Below are 16,558 nucleotides of genomic sequence, written 5' to 3'. Positions count from 1 at the left end.
CCCCAGGCACCCAGACTCCCCCATCCGGAAGGATCCCCGATGTCCAAGACGCATAGCCGCCAGGTGAAGACCGAGCGCACCGCCCCGATCGAGCTCGAGGTGCTCGCCACCAGGCGCGTGAGCCCGTCGTTCACGCGCATCACCGTCGGCGGGGCCGAGATCGACCGCTTCACGCCGCGCGGCTACGACCAGTGGTTCCGCCTGTTCCTTCCGCCAGAGGGCGCCGACGAGGTGCGCCTGCCCGACCGCGACGGCTACCTCGGCTACGCGCAGCTGCTGCGCACGCCGAAGGCCGTGCGGCCGACCATGCGCAACTACACCGTGCGCGAGTACCGCCCCGCCACCGCCGACCGCGGCGCCGAACTCGACATCGACTTCGTGCTGCACGAGAACCCCGAGACGGGCGGGCTCGAGGGCGTCGCGGCCTCGTGGGCGAGCACCTGCCGGGTCGGCGACCGGGTGGGCATCCTCGACGAGGGCTACGGCTTCGACGCACCCGACACGGCCGCCTGGTTCCTCCTCGTCGCCGACGAGACGGGCGTCCCGGCGATCGCGGGCATCTGCGCCTCGCTCCCGGCCGACGCACGCGGCGTCGCGATCGTCGAGGTGCCGCACGCCGAAGACGCGCAGAAGTTCCCGACCCCGGCCGACGTCGCCGTGCACTGGATCGTGCGCGACCACGACGAGCGGCCCGGCGCAGCGGCGTACTCGGCCGTCGCCGGCCTCGAACTGCCCGGCGACGTCGTCACCCATGCCTACGCGGTCGGCGAATCGGGGCTGGCCACCGGCATCCGTCGTCTGCTCGTGAACGAGCGCGGCTGGGCCAAGGGCGACGTGAGCTTCTGCGGATACTGGCGGCTGCCGAAGGGCGCACCCGCGGTCGAGACCTCCCAGCTGATCGGAGCCTGAGCCGTGCGTATGAAGACCCCCACCCGCCTGCTGCTCACCTGCGCCGCGATCGGCGCCGCCGCGGGCCTCGTGCTCATCCCCGCGTTCGTGCTCTCGACGACGCTCGCACCCGCCGTGCCGCTGCTCTACGCCGCGTTCGCCGGCGTCTGGAGCATCCCGTTCGTGATCGCCCTCGCGCTGCTGCGCCAGCCCGGCGTCGGCCTGCTCACCTCGCTCATCGCGGGCCTCATCAACGCGGTGCTCACGCCGCAGGGTCCGTCGGCGATCCTCACCTGCCTCATGATCGGCGCGATGGTCGAGATCCCCCTCGCGATCGGGCTCTACCGCTCGTTCCGCCCGTGGATCTTCTACGTCGGCGCCGCCGCGTTCGCGCTCCCGTACGCGCTCTACTCGATGCCGTTCCTCGGCGTCGACCGGTTCCCGCTGTGGGCGCAGATCGCGTACCCCGTGCTCTCGGTGCTCTCGAACCTCGCGGGCGTCTGGCTCGGCCTGCTCATCGCCGGCCGCCTCGAGCGCACGGGCGTCGCGCGCGGCCTGCAGCGCCCGGTGCGGCGCATCAGGGCGACGGATGCCGGTGCGCCGGCGGATGCCGCGACGACGCCGGCCTCTGCGGCCTGACGCCCGAGACATCCGCCCGCCGGTCCCGCTCGCGGCCTCGGCCGGCGCCGCGGGGCATCGCACGCGGATCAGGACGTCGCGCGCAGATCAGGACAGGTGCACGGATTCCAGCCTGACCAGCGCGCGTTCGCCTGCGTCCGCATGGAGCCGGCCGGAGACGCGGAACGGGCCGCAGCGATCACTCGCTGCGGCCCGTTCGTCGTTCGTGCGTCGGCTATGCGGCCGGCGTCGTGTCGAGGATCTCGACGAGGAACACGAGGGTCTGGCCGCCGAGCTCCGCGGCCTCCTTGTCGGTGCCGTAGGCGTACTCCGGCGGGATCGAGACGATGAGCTTGGTGCCGACCTTCTGGCCGACGAGCGCGGCGCCGAAGCCCTGGATCACCTGGTCGGTCGAGAACTGGGCGGGGTCGCCGCCGTAGCTCTGGTCGAAGACCTCGCCGGTGTCCCAGCTGGTGCCCTGGTAGTTGAGCGTGACGGTGTCGCCGGTCGCGACCTCGGCCCCGTCGCCCTCTTCGAGCACCTTGATCTGGTAGTCGGCGGGCGGTGCGGTGTCGGGGAGCGTGACGGTGGGGGCCTCGCCCTCGGCGCCGAACTTCACCTCTGGCACGTCTTCGGTCCACTCCTTCGCCTTCAGCGGCTCCTTGACGTCGACCACGATGACGACGCTCTCGCCCTTGGCGAGGCCGACCTGCTCGTTGCCCTCGCCGTCGTAGAGCGCGGAGGCGGGGGCGACGGTGACCGTGCGGGTGCCGGTGGGCACGCAGTCGATGCCCGCGAGGAAGGCCTCGTAGACGCCTTCGCCGCCCGCGGTGATCGTGGCGGGCTGGGAGAAGAGCTGGGTGCCGGAGGACCCGGCGAACGCGCTGACGACGGCGTTGACGCTGTCACCGGTCGCGGTGACCTCGCCGTCGCCCTCGGTGACGATGGTGCGCTGGAGCTCCTCGGCTTCGAGGGGCGTGTCGAAGGTGACCTTCGGCACGCCGCCGAAGTCGCCCTCGACCTTGACGCCGTCGCTCAGCTCGCCTGCGGAGAGGTCCATGCAGTCGGCGGCGGCGGGCGTCTTCGTGGCTTCGGATTCACCGCCGCCCGCGCAGCCGGCGAGGAGCAGGGCGGCAGCCGCAGTGGCGAGCGCGACGGGCGCGATGCGGCGCAGGGCACGATTCATGAGGGGGTCTTCTCGATTCGATCGAAACGTCAGGAAGGTTCCAGTCTGCACGTTCGGGCTTTCGATTGCCTGAATTCCGGATATCCGGGCGCGATCCCCGCCAGAATGGGGCCATGGGGGAACAGTCTGACGTTCGGGGTACCGTCCGGCATTTCGTCGAGCATGCCTCGGCGTTCGCGGATCTGGATTCGGTGGTGTGGGATCCGGTCTCGATGGCGACCGTGCTGCGCTCGGCGCCGCAGTTCGGCGAGCTCGTGCTCGACGCCTGCTGCGGAGACGGCGCATCGGCCCTGCCGACCGCCGAGCTCGTCGGGCCGTCGGGCGTGGTCGATGCGGTCGACCTGTCGGAGACGATGATCGAACTCGCCCGCGAACGCGCGGAGCGCGAGTCCGCCCCGCTGCCGCAGCTGCGGCTGCACGCGGCCGACGTGCTCGAGTGGGAGCCGACGGGGTACGACCTCGTGCAGTGCGTGCTCGGCGTGTTCTTCCTCGGCGACGTCGACGCCGGTGCCGAGCGCCTGATCGAGCGCGCGAAGCCCGGCGGTCGGTTCGCCGTGACGTTGTGGGCGCCGCCCGCGTTCCGCGAGTTCACGAAGGCGCTCTGCGATGCGGTCGAGGCCGAGGGCGGCGAGGCCGGGGCCGAGGCGGTCGCCGCGTACCGTGACCGGTCACGGCCCGATCTGCCCGAGACGCCGGGCGCACTGGCCCAGTGGCTGGGGCGCCTGGGACTCGAGCACACGCGCGCCGAGCTCGTGCCGCGGCACCTCGATCTCGACCACGACCTCTCGTGGCGGCTCGTGGTCGGCATGTCGCGGGCCAGGTTGATCGCCGACCTCGACGACGAGACGCGCGAGGCCGTGGCGACGAGGTTCCACGAGCTGCTCGCCGAGCGCGACATCACGCGCGTCGACGTCTCGACCCTGATCGGCGTCGGGCACCGCCCGGCCTGATCGCGCAGCGGGCCGGCCGGGCACCAGCCCCGGCTCGTCCCCCCGGCTCGTCCCCCCGGCTCGTCCACTCTGGCCCGTCCACTCTGGCCCGTCCACTCTGGCCCGGCTCGCCGAGCCCGGCTCGCCGAGCCCGGCTCGCCGAGCCCGGCTCGCCTAGCCCGGCTCGCCGCCGGTCGCGGCGGGCCGGGAGGCGTCGTTCGACCACTGGCTCCACGATCCGGGGAACAGCGACGCGTCGATGCCCGCGATCGCGAGCGCGGCGACGGCGTGCGCACCCGTGACGCCCGATCCGCAGTACGTCGCCACCTCGACGCCGGGCTCGACGCCGAGGTCGGCGAAGCGCGCACGCAGAACCTCGGCCGGGAGGAACCGCCCGTCGGCGTCGAGCGTGGTCGCGGTGGGGGCCGAACGCGCGCCCGGGATGTGGCCGGCGCGCGGGTCGACGGGCTCGATCTCGCCGCGATAGCGCTCGGCTGCGCGCACGTCGATCAGCACCCCGTGCCCGGGCAGCGCCGCGGCGGCGTCGATGTCGAGCACGGGCATGCCGCCGTATCGCGCGGTCGCGTCACCGGGCTCAGGCACGACGTCGCCGGTCTCGAGCGGATGCCCCGCGGCCCGCCACGCGGCGAGCGCGCCGTCGAGCAGGCGCACGTCACCGAACCCGGCGTACCGCAGCAACCACCAGGCCCTGGCGGCGGACTGGTTGCCGAGGTCGTCGACGACGACCACCGTGTCGCCGTCGCGCAGGCCCCATCGCCGCATCGCCGCGGTGAGCGCCGCCTCGGAGGGCAGCGGATGCCGGCCGGCGCCGACGACGTCGTGGTCGGCGAGTTCGGCGTCGAGGTCGACGTACACGGCACCGGGGATATGCCCGGCCAGGTATGCCTCCGTGCCGTCGGGCGTCGCGAGCGTCCACCGCACGTCGAGCACCACCGTTCGGCCGTCGGCGGCGGCGGACGGGGCGACGGCACGACCGACGGCCAGGCGTGAGGCGAGTTCGTCGGCGGTGATGAGGATCGGCATCCGTCCATCCTGCGCCATCCGGCCGCCCGCGGCATCCCTCGCGGGCCATGTCTTTCGACGCGGCGGACCGGCGGCGCCGGAGCCCCCGGTAAACTGTCCGAACGGACTGTGACTGAAACTGAAGCGTGAGGAGGGTGGATGATCACCAGCCTCGCGATCTTCGCCGCCGTCTCGGTGCTCACGCCGTGGCTCACGAGACGCCTCGGTCGCCGGGTCTTCGCCGTCATCGCCCTGGTGCCCGCCGCGACCTTCGTCGTGCTGCTGACGTGGCTGCCCGGCGTGATCGCCGGCACGCCCGTCGTCGAGTCGGTCCCGTGGATCCCCGAGCTCGACATCGCCCTGAGCTTCCGCATGGACGCGCTCGCGCTGATCCTCTCGCTCGTCGTCACCGGCATCGGCGCGCTGGTGCTGCTCTACTGCACGTGGTACTTCGCCGACGACGAGCCGGCGCTCGGCCGCTTCGCCTCGCTGCTGCTCGCGTTCGCCGGCGTGATGCTCGGCCTCGTCACCTCAGACGACGTGTTCGTGCTCTTCACGTTCTGGGAGGCCACGAGCGTGCTCTCGTACCTCCTCATCGGCCACTACACGGGCCGCAAGGAGAGCCGCGGTGCCGCACTGCAGGCGCTCACGGTCACGACGTTCGGCGGGCTCGCGATGCTCGTCGGCCTCGTGCTGCTCGCCGTCGCCGGAGGCACGACCTCGCTCTCCGAGCTCATCGCGAACCCCGTCACGGGCGCCGCGGCCGAGTGGGGCATCGCCCTCGTGCTCGTCGGCGCGATCTCCAAGAGCGCACTCGTGCCGTTCCACTTCTGGCTCCCGGCCGCGATGGCCGCCCCGACCCCGGTGAGCGCGTACCTGCACGCGGCGGCGATGGTCAAGGCCGGCGTCTACCTGGTCGCGCGCCTCGCCCCCGGGTACGCCGACCTCTCGGTGTGGCATCCGATCGTCATCGCACTCGGCGTCTTCACCATGCTCGTCGGCGGATGGCGCGCCCTCCGCCAGTACGACCTGAAGCTGCTGCTCGCCTACGGCACCGTGAGCCAGCTCGGGTTCCTCGTGCTCGTCACCGGGTTCGGCACGCGCGACGCGGCGCTCGCGGGCATCGCGCTGCTCCTCGCGCACGCCATGTTCAAGGCGACCCTGTTCCTCACGGTCGGCATCGTCGACCATGCCGCCGGCACCCGCGACTGGCGCAAGCTCTCGGGGCTCGGGCGACGCATGCCCGTGATCACCGTGATCGCGGGCCTCGCAGCCGCGTCGATGGCGGGCATCCCGCCCCTGCTCGGGTTCGTGGCGAAGGAGGGCGTGCTGACGGCGTTCCTCGACGCCACCGCCGAGGGCGGGGCGATCGCGATCTGGGCGTGGATCGCCCTGATCGGCTCGGTCGCCGGATCGGTGCTCACGTTCGCGTACACCTCGCGCTTCCTCTGGGGGGCCTTCTCGACGAAGCCCGACGTCGCGCCGACGCCGTTGCACGCACCGGGTGCGGCGATCGCGATCGCCCCGGCGACGCTGGCCGTCGCGAGCCTCGTCGCGGCGTTCGCGATCTCGTTCATCGAACCGCTGCTCGCGGCCTACGCCGATGAGCTGCCGGGTCCCCACGACATGCATCTCGCGCTCTGGCACGGGTTCGAGCCCGCCCTGTTCATCTCACTCGGCATCTTCGCCGTCGGCGCGCTGCTGGTGTGGGCCAGGCGCGAGGTCGCGCGCCTGCAGGCGGCCGTCGTGCCGATGGTCGACTCGAGCCGCGGGTACCTCGGCATCGTGTCGGCCGTCGACCGCACGGCGGCAGCCGTCACGACCGCCATCCAGGCCCGCGGCCTGCCCGGCTACCTCACGATCATCGTCGCGGTGTTCATCGGCGGGCTCGGCACGGCGACGATCCTCAACTCGGCGTGGCCCGCCGACATCCGCCTCTGGGACTTCACGTCGCAGCCGTTCATCGCGTTCGTGATGTGCGTGGCGGCGATCGCGGCCGTCATCGTGCGACAGCGCATGGCCGCGGTGCTGCTCGTGAGCGTCACCGGCTACGGACTCGTACTCCTGTTCGGCATGTCGGGCGCACCCGACCTCGCCCTCACGCAGGCGCTCGTCGAGACCATCGTGATCGTCGTCTTCGTGCTCGTGCTGCGGCGGCTGCCCAAGCAGATCGCCCAGCGCAATCCTCCGGTGCACAAGCTCGCCCGCGGCATCATCGGCGGCCTGGCGGGTCTCGTCATGGGCGTGATCGGGCTCGTCGCCCTCGGCGCCCGCATCGAGCCGACCATCGCCGGCGGCCTTCCGGCGCTCGCCCTCGAGGCGCACGGCAAGAACATCGTGAACGTGATGCTCGTCGACATCCGCGCCTGGGACACGCTCGGCGAGATCTCGGTGCTCGTCGCCGTCGCCACGGGCGTCGCGAGCCTCATCTTCGTCTCGGGCCGCACGGGCGGCGCGCCCCGCCTCGACGACGTCGACCTCGGCCTCGACCGCCGCGACCGCATGCGTCCGCTGCCCGAGCCGGCGTCGAGCATCCGGGCGCCCCGCACGAGCCTGGCGAACACCTCGGGCGAGACGGATGCCGCGGGCGAGGCCGCGTCGACGCGCCAGACGTGGCTGCTCGCGGGCCGCACGATCTCGCCGCGCAACCGCTCGATCCTCATCGAGGTGCTCGTGCGCCTGCTCTTCCACCCGGCGATCGTCGTCTCGGTGTTCCTGCTCTTCGTCGGGCACAACGCCCCGGGCGGCGGGTTCGCGGGCGGATTGCTCGCCGGGCTCGCGCTCGTGGCGCGCTACCTCGCCGGCGGCCGCTACGAGCTCGGCGAGGCCGCGCCCGTCGACGCCGGGCGCCTGCTCGGCACGGGCCTGCTGCTCGCCGCCGGAACGGCCACGGCGTCGCTGTTCTTCAGCGGCATCCCGCTCGAGTCGGCCTGGTTCGAGACCGAGGTGCCGGTGCTCGGCACGATCTCGATCGGCACGTCGACGCTGTTCGACATCGGCGTGTACCTCGTGGTCGTCGGCCTCGTGCTCGACATCCTCCGCTCGCTCGGCGGCGAGGTCGACCGGCAGCAGGAGCACGCCGACGACGACGTCGACGACCCCGAGCCCGCTCCGACCGAGGGGGCGCGCGCATGACCGGCTCCCTGACCCTCGTGGTGCTCATGGCCGTCATGTTCGGCGCGGGCATCTCGATCATGCTCGAGCGCAGCCTGACGCGGGTGCTCATCGGGTTCCTGCTCGTCGGCAACGCCGTCAACGTGCTCATCTACCTGATGAGCGGGGCGCCCGGGCTCGCGCCGATCCTCGGCGAGGGCGTCGATGCCGGCGAGATCTCCGACCCGCTGCCGCAGGCGTTCGTGCTCACCGCGATCGTCATCAACCTCGGCATCACGGCGTTCATGCTCGCCCTCATCTACCGCTCCTGGTGGCTCGCTCAGCTCGGCGCCAAGGGCGATCTCATCGACGACGAGGAGGAAGACCTGCACGACGCCGAAGAGGCGGCCGACCTCATCCGCATCTCCGCCGCAGACGACGCCGCGATCCAGGAGCTCATCGAGGCGAGCGACGAGGAGCCAGACGAGGACCTCGAGTTCGAGGCCGCCGCCCGCGACCGGGCCGAGCAGGCCCCCGCAGACCGTGACCGCGACCGCACCGAAGGGGAGGGCGACCGATGACCGCCGCGCTCGTGCCCCTCGTGGTGCTGCTGCCCCTCCTCGGCGCGGCATCCGCCCTGATCCTCGGACGCCACCGGCGTGCGCAGATGCTCGTCAGCACCGCGGTGCTCGCGGGCGTCGTCGTGATCGCGTCGGTGCTGCTCGCGGTCGTCGATGCCGGCGAGCCGATCGCCGTGACCGTCGGAGGCTGGCCGGCGCCGTTCGGCATCGTGCTCGTCGTCGACCGGCTCTCGGCGATCATGCTGCTCGTGTCGGCCATCGTGCTGCTCGTGGTGCTCGTGTACGCCGTCGGGCAGGGCGTCGCCGACCGGCACCGGGAGACGCCGGTGTCGATCTTCCACCCGAGCTACCTGATCCTGTCGGCCGGCGTGTTCAACGCGTTCATCGCCGGCGACCTGTTCAACCTCTACGTCGGGTTCGAGATCCTGCTGTCGGCGAGCTACGTGCTGCTGACGCTCGGCGGCACGGGCGAGCGCATCCGCGCCGGCGTCACGTACATCATCGTGAGCCTCGTCTCGTCGCTCTTCTTCCTCAGCGCGATCGCGCTCATCTACGGTGCGACCGGCACCGCGAACATCGCGCAGCTGTCGGTGCGCATCGGCGCGCTGCCAGACCAGGTGCAGCTGATCCTGCACCTGCTGCTGCTCATCGCGTTCGGCATCAAGGCCGCCGTATTCCCGCTCTCGTTCTGGCTGCCCGACTCGTACCCGACGGCGCCTGCGCCGGTCACGGCCGTGTTCGCCGGCCTGCTCACGAAGGTCGGCGTCTACGCGATCATCCGCACCGAGACCGTGATCTTCTCCGAGCAGGACCTCTCGTTGCTGCTCATGGTCGTGGGCGGGCTGACGATGGTCATCGGCATCCTCGGTGCGCTCACCCAGGCCGACATCAAACGACTGCTCTCGTTCACGCTCGTCAGCCACATCGGCTACATGATCTTCGGCATCGCGCTCGGCACCCAGCTCGGCATGGCCGCGACGATCTACTACGTCGTGCACCACATCACGGTGCAGACGACGCTGTTCCTGACGACCGGGCTCATCGAGCGGTTCGGCGGGGCGACCTCGATCAACCGGCTCGCCGGGCTGCTGAAGGCCTCGCCGTTCCTCGCGATCCTGTTCTTCATCCCCGCGCTGAACCTCGGCGGCATCCCGCCGTTCTCGGGCTTCCTCGGCAAGACCGGGCTCTTCCTCGCCGGCGGCGAGCAGGCCGCGGCCGACCCGGCGACGGCCTGGCTCGTCTGGACCGTCGTCGCGGCGGGCGCGATCACCTCGCTCATCACGCTCTACGCCCTCACGAGGTTCTGGAACATGGCGTTCTGGCGCCGGCGCGAGGAGCTCGACGGCTACGAGTCGGTGCTGCTCGGATCCGTGCAGGAGGCTCCCGAGGGCGCCACGGTCACCGAGACGAAGACCACGCCCAAGCTCATGGTCGCGGCGACGACCGTGCTCGTGGTCGTCACGGTGCTGCTCACCGTGTTCGCCGGCCCGCTGTTCGGATTCGCCGACCGTGCGGCAGAGAACCTCATCGACCCGTCGGTCTACGTCTCGCTCGTCTTCCCCGGGGGTGTGCGATGACGACCGGCCCGTCGACCGACTCGGTGCCCACCGTCAACCGGTGGTGGAGCGTCTGGCGGCAGCTGCCGCTGCTCGTCGCGCTCGTGGCCCTCTGGTGCTTTCTCTGGGATCACATCGACCTGCTCACGGTCGTCTCGGGCATCCTGCTCGCCGTCCTGGTGACGCGCACCCTCTACCTGCCGCCCGTGCTGCTCAGCGGCCGCTTCAACCCGTGGCGGGGCCTGCTGCTCGGCCTCCGCATGATGTTCGACGTCGTCGTCGCCTCGCTGCAGGTCGCGTGGTTCTCGATCAACCCGTGGTGGAAGCCGATGAACTCGATCATCGCCGTGCAACTGCTCACGCGGTCCGACCTCGTGACGACCCTCACGGCCGAGGCGATCTCGGTCGTGCCCGGCACGGTCGTGGTCGACATCGACCGTGAGCGCGGGCTGCTCTACCTGCACGCCCTCGGCACGCGCACCGAAGCCGACCTCGAACGCACCCACCGCGACGTGCTCGGCACCGAGGAGCGCATCGTGCTCGCCATCGGCACGCACGCCCAGGCCGCGTCGGTGCGAGAGGCCAGGCGCGAACGGCGCCGGCAGCGCCGCGAGGGGCTGCCCCGCGACATCCGTTCGAAGGAGGAGAGATGAGCTTCCTCACGCTCGCGAGCATCGCCGCGGGCATCATGTTCGGCATCGGCGCGATCGCCGCCGTCATCCGCATCATCCGCGGCCCGTCGATCCTCGATCGAGCGCTCGCGACCGACGTGCTGCTCGCGATCGCGATCTGCGCGCTCGGCGCCGAGATGGCCGTGAACCGGCACACCGACACGCTCGTCGTCCTGCTCGTGCTGGCGATGTTCGCAGTGGTCGGGTCGATCTCGATCGCGCGCTACATGGGAAAGCAGGATGCCTCGTGAGCGCCGCCGAGATCGCCGTCGGCCTGCTCATCGTGGTGAGCGGGTTCCTGTCGATGGCCGCCGGCATCGGCATCGTGCGGTTCCCCGACGTGCTCACCCGCCTGCACGCGGCGACCAAGCCGCAGGTGCTCGGGCTCGCCGCGGTGCTCGTCGCGATCGTCGTGCAGGTGCCCACCTGGGGCGTGCTGACGACCGTCGTGCTCATCATGACGTTCCAGCTGCTGACGCAGCCGATGACGGCGCACATGCTCGGGCGCGCGGCCTACCGCAGCGACCACGTGCGCCGCGACCTGCTCATCGAGGACGAGCTCGACCGCGACATCGCCGCGCACGACCAGGAGGGTTCGCGCTGAGGCTCAGCGCTCGTCTGCGCTGAGGGTCAGCGCTCGTCGCCGCTGTCGGAACCGCCGCCGCTGTCGGAACCATCGCCCGCTGCACCGCCGCCCGCCGCACCATCGGCGGCTCTGCGCGCCGCCTCGGCCGCACGCTCGACCCACTTCGGCGTGGTGCCGAAGCGCTGCGGGGGCACGAGACGCCCGGCGGCGCAGTCGTCGATGAGCTGCACGAGACGGCGCTCGCGCGTGGCCTCCTGCTTCGCGGTGAGCACCCAGTGAATCGCCATACGCCGATACGAGCCGGTCGCCAGGGCCCAGAAGGCGGATGCCGCGGCGTCGGCCTCGAGCCTGGCCTCGGCTTCGGGCGGCAACTGCACGTCGCCCGCCTCGTGCGAGTAGACGGCCGTTCGCTCTGCCCGCCGCCGCTCGTAGGCGGCCTGCCCGGCCGGGCGCATGCGGCCCTCGGCGGTGAGCCGCTCGACGTGGGCGAGGTTCACCGCCGACCAGATGCTCGTGGGCTTGCGCGGACTCCAGCGCTGGCGCCGGGCGTCGTCGTCGATGCGCTGCGAAACCGAGTCGATCCACCCGAAGCAGAGCGCCTCCGGCACGGCCTCGGCCCAGGTGAGCCCGGCTTCGTCGACGTGCTTCTTGTAGAGGCCCATCCACAGCTCGGGCGCGGTCTCGTGGTTCGCCTCGAGCCATGCGCGGAACTCGGCGGCATCGGCGAAGAAGATCGCCGGGCGCTCGGGCGTGCCGCCGGGGGTGCCGATCGGGGAGGCCATACGCCCAGTCTGTCAGCGACCGCCGACACCCGGCCGGCGCGGGCCGGAGCCCCGGTTCGGAGCGGCGCTGCCACGTGCGGCGCCACCAGCAGCACCACCGGTACGGCCATCATCCCCACCGCTCCCGCCGCCGGCAGCGGCGACCTCGGGGTGCTCCGGCGGGAGTCCGTGCCGCTTGCCGTCGCGCAGCAGCGCGAGGTTGCGGGCCTCCCAGTCGCGCATCTCCTGGCGCACGCCCTCGAGCACTCGGCTCTCGGGGCATGTCGGCAGCGGCTTGCCGCAGGTGCAGGCGCCTGGCTTGCGCGGGTCGGGGTGGTGGTACGCCTGCAGGCGCCACAGCGCGAGCATGCCGCGGTCGAGCCGCCGATTCGTCAGCTCGGTCGCACGTTCGGCGCGGCGCACGAGCTCGCCCTCGAGGTCGCGGCGCAGCGCGGCTCCGGTCTCGCCGGTTGCGTCGATCGCGCCCGCACGCAGCTGGTCGCGTTCGGCGGTCAGCCCGGCGATCGTTCGCGCGGCTTCACCCGCCGCGGTCTCGGCGGTCGTGGCCGCGTCGGCGGCCGCGACATCCCGAGCCGCGACGATGCCCCGCCACAGTGCGACATGCTCGCGGTCGCGCCGCTCGGCCTTCTCGTCGCCGAGGTGCCGACGGCAGTGCTCGCAGACGACGTGGTCGGTGGGCGAGGCGAACACGAAGTGCTGCATGCTCTCGCAGCAGAGGCAGCGGGCTTCGACGTCGGTGTGCAGCGCGTACTGGTGCGGCATGGTCAGTCGCGGTCGCGCGTGCGGTCGCTCCGCGCGAGGAAGGTGGCGGCGACGATCGTGGCGAGGCAGAGCACGACGGGCCCGATGGTCTTGCCGACGTCACCCTGCAGGGCCCCGATGAAGGCGTCGATGCCCTGCACGATGGTCATGGCCACGGCGACCGCGAGCAGCGCGGCATCCGACCGGAACAGCGGTGCGACCAGGGCGAGCACGACGAGGGCGATGCTGCGGGATGCCGCGTAGAGGGCGTCGGTCGCATCGAGCCCGGCGTCGACCACGGCGATGATCGCGAACGTGACGCTCGTGAGGGCGCTGATCAGCGTGATCGCGTAACAGATCCAGAAGGCCGCCCCGCGCACGGAGCCACGCGTCGTTTCGCTCATGCCCTCAGCGTGTCCGACCGGCGGGCGCCGGTCAAGCGCAGCGGCGGCGCGGCCGGAAGGCCACCGGCCGGCGCCACCCTGCCGCCCGCCGGTCGAACCTTCCGTCAGGCGGCGTGGGCGTGGCCGTGCGCGGCGGCGCCGTCGTGCCGAGCGCGCGGGTGCAGGAGGCCGGCCCACCAGGAGTGGCCGGCCGAACGCCCGCCGTCGCGCACGGGCTCCGCCGCCGCTGCGTCCTCGAGCGAGCGTTCGAACTGCTCACGTCGACGCTCGAGCTCCCGCGTGATCCGCTCTTCCTCGGCGCGCAGGAGGTGGAGGTGGCTGTGTTCCGAGATCATCATGTCGACTCCTTGTTCGTCTGGAGTCGACATTCGTCGCTGAGGTGCCCACGGGGTATCGGGCATCCGCCCTATTCGTGCGAGGCGGCCTAAGGCACGTGCGAGGCGGCCTAAGGCACCCTCGCGATCGGGCGTGTACCGGCGCCGGTCAGGCCGCGAGCACGACCTCGCGAGCGGCGTGATCGCGCACGCGCTTCGCCAGGATGTGCGCCGGACGTTCGACCACCCGATAGAACACCACGGCGACGACGAGCGACACCGGAACCGCGATGAGCACCGTCAGGAACGGGCGCGGAACGAGGTGGCCGATCGCGATCACGAGCGGCTCGTGCACGAGGTACAGGCTGAACGAGATCGTGCCGAGGAACAGCAGCGGTCGCGACGACAGGATGCGGTTCGGGAGCCCCGCGTGCACCGCGGCGACGATCAGGATCGCGACGCCCGCGAGGATGAGCGGCATGGTCACCGCACGCGCGATGCCGGCGCTCGTGAACGGCAGGAGCATCCAGTAGGAGTTCGTGAGCAGGAGCGCGCCCGTCACCGTGACGGTCCACACCGGGATCGCGACCCGACGTGGCATGCGACCCAGGATCTCGGCGATGCGCTCCCACCCGGAGGCGAGGGCGACACCCAGCGCGAACATCGGGAGGTACATGAGCGCCGGGAGGCTCACGAGCGCACCCAGCGTGGAGAGCGCGATCGCCGCGACGGCCTGCAGCCACGCGGGCATGCGCCGACCGGCGTAGAGGTAGACGGGGAGCAGGAGCGAGAACAGCACCTCCCACTCCAGCGACCACAGCGGGCTGACGATGCCGCTCGGGCCGCCGATGAGCAGCATGTCGGCGAACATCGAGCGAAGCGGGTACGCGTCGCCTCGCCCGGCGAGCCAGATGCTCTCGGTCGGCCCGCTGCGGGGGAGCAACGCGATCACGACGGCCGCCAGGACGACCGCGGCGACGACCGGCACGTAGAGGCGCACGATGCGCGACGGGAAGTACGAGCCCCACGAGAACGACGACGACCGCGCGGCCAGCGACAGCACGAGGCCCGACAGGATGAAGAAGAGGTACACGGCCTCGGTGCCGCCCCACAGCAGGTGCAGCGGGGTGTGCACGAGGAGCCAGGTCACGCCGGGCTCGGCGGGCTGGCCGAAGTACGGGGCGGCGAGGCCGGGGACGACCAGCAGCGAGTGGTGCACGAGCACGATCAGCGCTGCGAGTCCGCGCAAGCCGTCGAGCGACCGCAGACGGCTCCGGGCAGCAGGCATGAGTCACCTTCTCGGGGGTACCAGGTGGATGGTGGGCGCCCGTGGGGGTCAGCGAACGCAACCTGCATGCTATCCGAAGGAATGCGCGGTTATGCTCACTGCATGGTCCGAGGGGGGTCAGCGCGGTTACGAGCGCGAACGACCGTGCTCGTCCTCATCGGCGCGGCCGGTTGCGCGGCGATCGTCGCGGCACCCATCGCGCTCGGCGCGACGCTGCCCCTGTCGGGCGCACCGGGCGGAACGCACTCGGCGTCGCCGTCGAGCGGGTCGCCCTCCCCCATGCCCTCCCCCACGCCGACCCCGATCCCGACGCCTGCCGTGACCGCCCCCTCCGTGGCCGACCTGCCGGCGAACGCCCGTGCGCTCATCGTCGGCGACTCGTTCACGGAGGGCTACGGAGCCACCTCCGCATCGGCGAACTGGGCGACCATCGCCGCGAGCTCCCTCGGGTGGCGCGCCACGATCGACGGTGTCGGAGGCACCGGCTTCACGAAGACGACGGCGACCGACGGATCCACGGACGTCGGATTCCGGCAACGGCTGCTGGCCGAGGCGCGCACCGGGTCGGACTACGACCTGATCGTGCTGCAGGGCGGGCTCAACGACCTGGAGGCCACTGCCGAAGCGGAGTACACGGCGGTGCAGCAGGCCGTGCGGGCGGCCCGCACGCAATGGCCCGACGCCGTCGTCGTCGTGTTCGGACCGGCCGAGCCGATCGCCCAGGGCACGGCCCGTCTCGTGCACCTCGCCACCATCCGCACGGCGAGCGAGTCGGCCGGTGCCGTGTTCATCGATCCCTCGAGCCCGCGGGCCTGGATCACGGAGCGCAACAGCGACCTGCTCGACCTCGGCGACGGCCTGCACCTGAACGACTCCGGGTACGCGTACCTCGCAGCGCGGTTCGTCGCGGCGTTCCTCGCGGTATCCGACCTCGACTGACGGAGCGCGACCGACGCGCTCGACCCAGCGCACGATCGGGTGGTCGGCCCGGGCGTTCGCGAGACACCCGGGCCCTTCGCCGGTGAGGGGCACCGGCGGCTCAGGCGATCAGGGGGCGCCGTACGGGGTGAGCGGCCACGTGATCTCGGCGAGCTTGGCCTGGCCCGCGATGCTCGGATGGAAGTAGTCGAGCGTCGATACCTGGCTCGCCGTGAACACGTAGTTCGCGACCGCATTGCCGTCGAACGAGCAGTTCCTCGCGGGCGTGCAGACCCGGGCGAGGGCGGCATTGAACTCGTTCGCCCTCGCCTGCACCTGGTCGCGGCGCGCCACGTCGGCCGCGGCCGTGCTCGTCGGCTTGACGAGCATCGACTGGCAGATGCGACCGGCGGCCCAGATCAGCCGCGCGCCCGCCTTGCCCTTGCTGAGCTCCCACATGCGCTTCAGGTTCGGGATGCTCGCGACGAACACCTTGGTGTTCGGCGAGCCCTGGTTGATCGTCGTCAGCGCGGCGAGCACCGACGCCTCGAACGCGGCGACCGGGGTCATGGTCGCGACCGTCGGGGTGCAGGCGTCGTTCGCGCCGATCTGCACCGTGACGTACTGCGCCTGCTTGGTCACCGCGAGCTGCGCCTGCGCCTGCAGGCCCGCCGCCTTCACCGCGACGACCGAGTTGTTGCTGACGACGAGCGCGGGCACGCCGGCGGCGCGGATGCGCGACGCGTGCGAGTTGACCGAGGCGACGCTGCCCGTGGACCAGCTGTAGGTCGGGCACGCACGGTATCCGCACGCGTCGTACGCCTGCGAGATCGAGTCGCCCAGTGCCGCGATCGACGGTGGCGGCGGCGCCGCGGCCTGCGCTCCGGCGGCCCCGAAGAACGTCGTGGCGACGAGTGCGAACGCCGCGGCGGTCGCACCCAGTGCGTATCGGATCCTACGACGAGCGGGCACGAGACGTC

The 16,558-nt window shown here is 71.8% G+C and carries 18 protein-coding genes; 10 read left to right on the top strand and 8 right to left on the bottom strand.

The features are described from left to right. Window positions 1–39 precede the first annotated feature (39 nt). The gene (locus tag ASE68_RS15450) at window positions 40–909 is read left to right on the top strand and encodes a siderophore-interacting protein (protein ID WP_055861688.1); all 870 of its coding nucleotides are present in this window, start codon (window positions 40–42) and stop codon (window positions 907–909) included. A gap of 9 nt (window positions 910–918) precedes the next feature. Continuing rightward, window positions 919–1,527 carry an ECF transporter S component gene (locus ASE68_RS15445; protein ID WP_055861685.1) on the top strand — a complete coding sequence of 203 codons (609 nt, stop codon included), beginning with the start codon at window positions 919–921 and terminating at the stop codon, window positions 1,525–1,527. 214 nt (window positions 1,528–1,741) lie between these two features. Here the strand turns inward: ASE68_RS15445 and ASE68_RS15440 are convergent, their stop codons facing one another. Further along, entirely contained in the window at window positions 1,742–2,692 is a 951-nt protein-coding gene (locus ASE68_RS15440) for an FKBP-type peptidyl-prolyl cis-trans isomerase (protein WP_055861682.1), read from the bottom strand. A gap of 113 nt (window positions 2,693–2,805) precedes the next feature. Between ASE68_RS15440 and ASE68_RS15435 the strand changes: the two genes are divergently transcribed. Further along, window positions 2,806–3,642: a class I SAM-dependent methyltransferase gene (locus tag ASE68_RS15435; RefSeq protein ID WP_082462406.1), complete on the top strand. Its 837-nt coding sequence runs from the start codon at window positions 2,806–2,808 to the stop codon at window positions 3,640–3,642. A 153-nt stretch (window positions 3,643–3,795) separates the two neighbouring features. Here the strand turns inward: ASE68_RS15435 and ASE68_RS15430 are convergent, their stop codons facing one another. Next, on the bottom strand, window positions 3,796–4,665 hold the full coding sequence (locus ASE68_RS15430; protein ID WP_055861676.1) for a sulfurtransferase: 870 nt from the start codon (window positions 4,663–4,665) through the stop codon (window positions 3,796–3,798). Between the two features lie 138 nt (window positions 4,666–4,803). Between ASE68_RS15430 and ASE68_RS15425 the strand changes: the two genes are divergently transcribed. The 6 genes from ASE68_RS15425 to mnhG are packed head-to-tail and all read left to right on the top strand — an operon-like array spanning window position 4,804 to window position 11,149. Continuing rightward, window positions 4,804–7,779: a Na+/H+ antiporter subunit A gene (locus tag ASE68_RS15425; RefSeq protein ID WP_055861674.1), complete on the top strand. Its 2,976-nt coding sequence runs from the start codon at window positions 4,804–4,806 to the stop codon at window positions 7,777–7,779. Continuing rightward, window positions 7,776–8,318, top strand: coding sequence for a sodium:proton antiporter (locus ASE68_RS15420; protein ID WP_055861672.1), 543 nt, complete (start codon window positions 7,776–7,778; stop codon window positions 8,316–8,318). Before ASE68_RS15425 ends, ASE68_RS15420 begins: the two co-directional genes overlap by 4 nt. Beyond that, the gene (locus ASE68_RS15415) at window positions 8,315–9,895 is read left to right on the top strand and encodes a Na+/H+ antiporter subunit D (RefSeq protein ID WP_055861670.1); all 1,581 of its coding nucleotides are present in this window, start codon (window positions 8,315–8,317) and stop codon (window positions 9,893–9,895) included. Before ASE68_RS15420 ends, ASE68_RS15415 begins: the two co-directional genes overlap by 4 nt. Further along, window positions 9,892–10,527: a Na+/H+ antiporter subunit E gene (locus ASE68_RS15410; protein ID WP_055861665.1), complete on the top strand. Its 636-nt coding sequence runs from the start codon at window positions 9,892–9,894 to the stop codon at window positions 10,525–10,527. The genes ASE68_RS15415 and ASE68_RS15410 overlap by 4 nt, the downstream gene beginning before the upstream one ends. Then, window positions 10,524–10,796, top strand: a complete 273-nt coding sequence (locus ASE68_RS15405; protein ID WP_055861662.1) for a monovalent cation/H+ antiporter complex subunit F — start codon at window positions 10,524–10,526, stop codon at window positions 10,794–10,796. The genes ASE68_RS15410 and ASE68_RS15405 overlap by 4 nt, the downstream gene beginning before the upstream one ends. Then, on the top strand, window positions 10,793–11,149 hold the full coding sequence (gene mnhG, locus ASE68_RS15400) for a monovalent cation/H(+) antiporter subunit G (RefSeq protein ID WP_055861659.1): 357 nt from the start codon (window positions 10,793–10,795) through the stop codon (window positions 11,147–11,149). Before ASE68_RS15405 ends, mnhG begins: the two co-directional genes overlap by 4 nt. 26 nt (window positions 11,150–11,175) lie before the next feature. Here the strand turns inward: mnhG and ASE68_RS15395 are convergent, their stop codons facing one another. The 5 genes from ASE68_RS15395 to ASE68_RS15375 form a co-directional block, all read right to left on the bottom strand. Then, window positions 11,176–11,913 (bottom strand): YdeI family protein, encoded by a 738-nt coding sequence (locus tag ASE68_RS15395; protein WP_055861656.1) that lies wholly within the window; start codon window positions 11,911–11,913, stop codon window positions 11,176–11,178. 12 nt (window positions 11,914–11,925) lie between these two features. After that, window positions 11,926–12,675, bottom strand: a complete 750-nt coding sequence (locus tag ASE68_RS15390) for a hypothetical protein (protein WP_055861653.1) — start codon at window positions 12,673–12,675, stop codon at window positions 11,926–11,928. Between the two features lie 2 nt (window positions 12,676–12,677). Then, the gene (locus ASE68_RS20305) at window positions 12,678–13,058 is read right to left on the bottom strand and encodes a hypothetical protein (protein WP_157421715.1); all 381 of its coding nucleotides are present in this window, start codon (window positions 13,056–13,058) and stop codon (window positions 12,678–12,680) included. A 104-nt stretch (window positions 13,059–13,162) separates the two neighbouring features. Next, complete coding sequence (locus ASE68_RS15380) at window positions 13,163–13,396, bottom strand: hypothetical protein (RefSeq protein ID WP_055861650.1); 234 nt, start codon at window positions 13,394–13,396, stop codon at window positions 13,163–13,165. A gap of 145 nt (window positions 13,397–13,541) precedes the next feature. Then, entirely contained in the window at window positions 13,542–14,660 is a 1,119-nt protein-coding gene (locus ASE68_RS15375) for an acyltransferase (RefSeq protein ID WP_082462405.1), read from the bottom strand. A 144-nt stretch (window positions 14,661–14,804) separates the two neighbouring features. Between ASE68_RS15375 and ASE68_RS15370 the strand changes: the two genes are divergently transcribed. Continuing rightward, entirely contained in the window at window positions 14,805–15,599 is a 795-nt protein-coding gene (locus ASE68_RS15370) for an SGNH/GDSL hydrolase family protein (RefSeq protein WP_055861644.1), read from the top strand. A 108-nt stretch (window positions 15,600–15,707) separates the two neighbouring features. Here ASE68_RS15370 and ASE68_RS15365 read toward each other — a convergent pair whose 3' ends face one another. Further along, window positions 15,708–16,550 (bottom strand): GDSL-type esterase/lipase family protein, encoded by an 843-nt coding sequence (locus ASE68_RS15365; protein ID WP_055861641.1) that lies wholly within the window; start codon window positions 16,548–16,550, stop codon window positions 15,708–15,710. Window positions 16,551–16,558 lie beyond the last annotated feature (8 nt).

Origin of the sequence: Agromyces sp. Leaf222 (assembly GCF_001421565.1) — a bacterium.
In the GTDB taxonomy this organism is placed as follows: domain Bacteria; phylum Actinomycetota; class Actinomycetes; order Actinomycetales; family Microbacteriaceae; genus Agromyces.
This window is presented reverse-complemented; position numbering and strand designations above follow the sequence as displayed.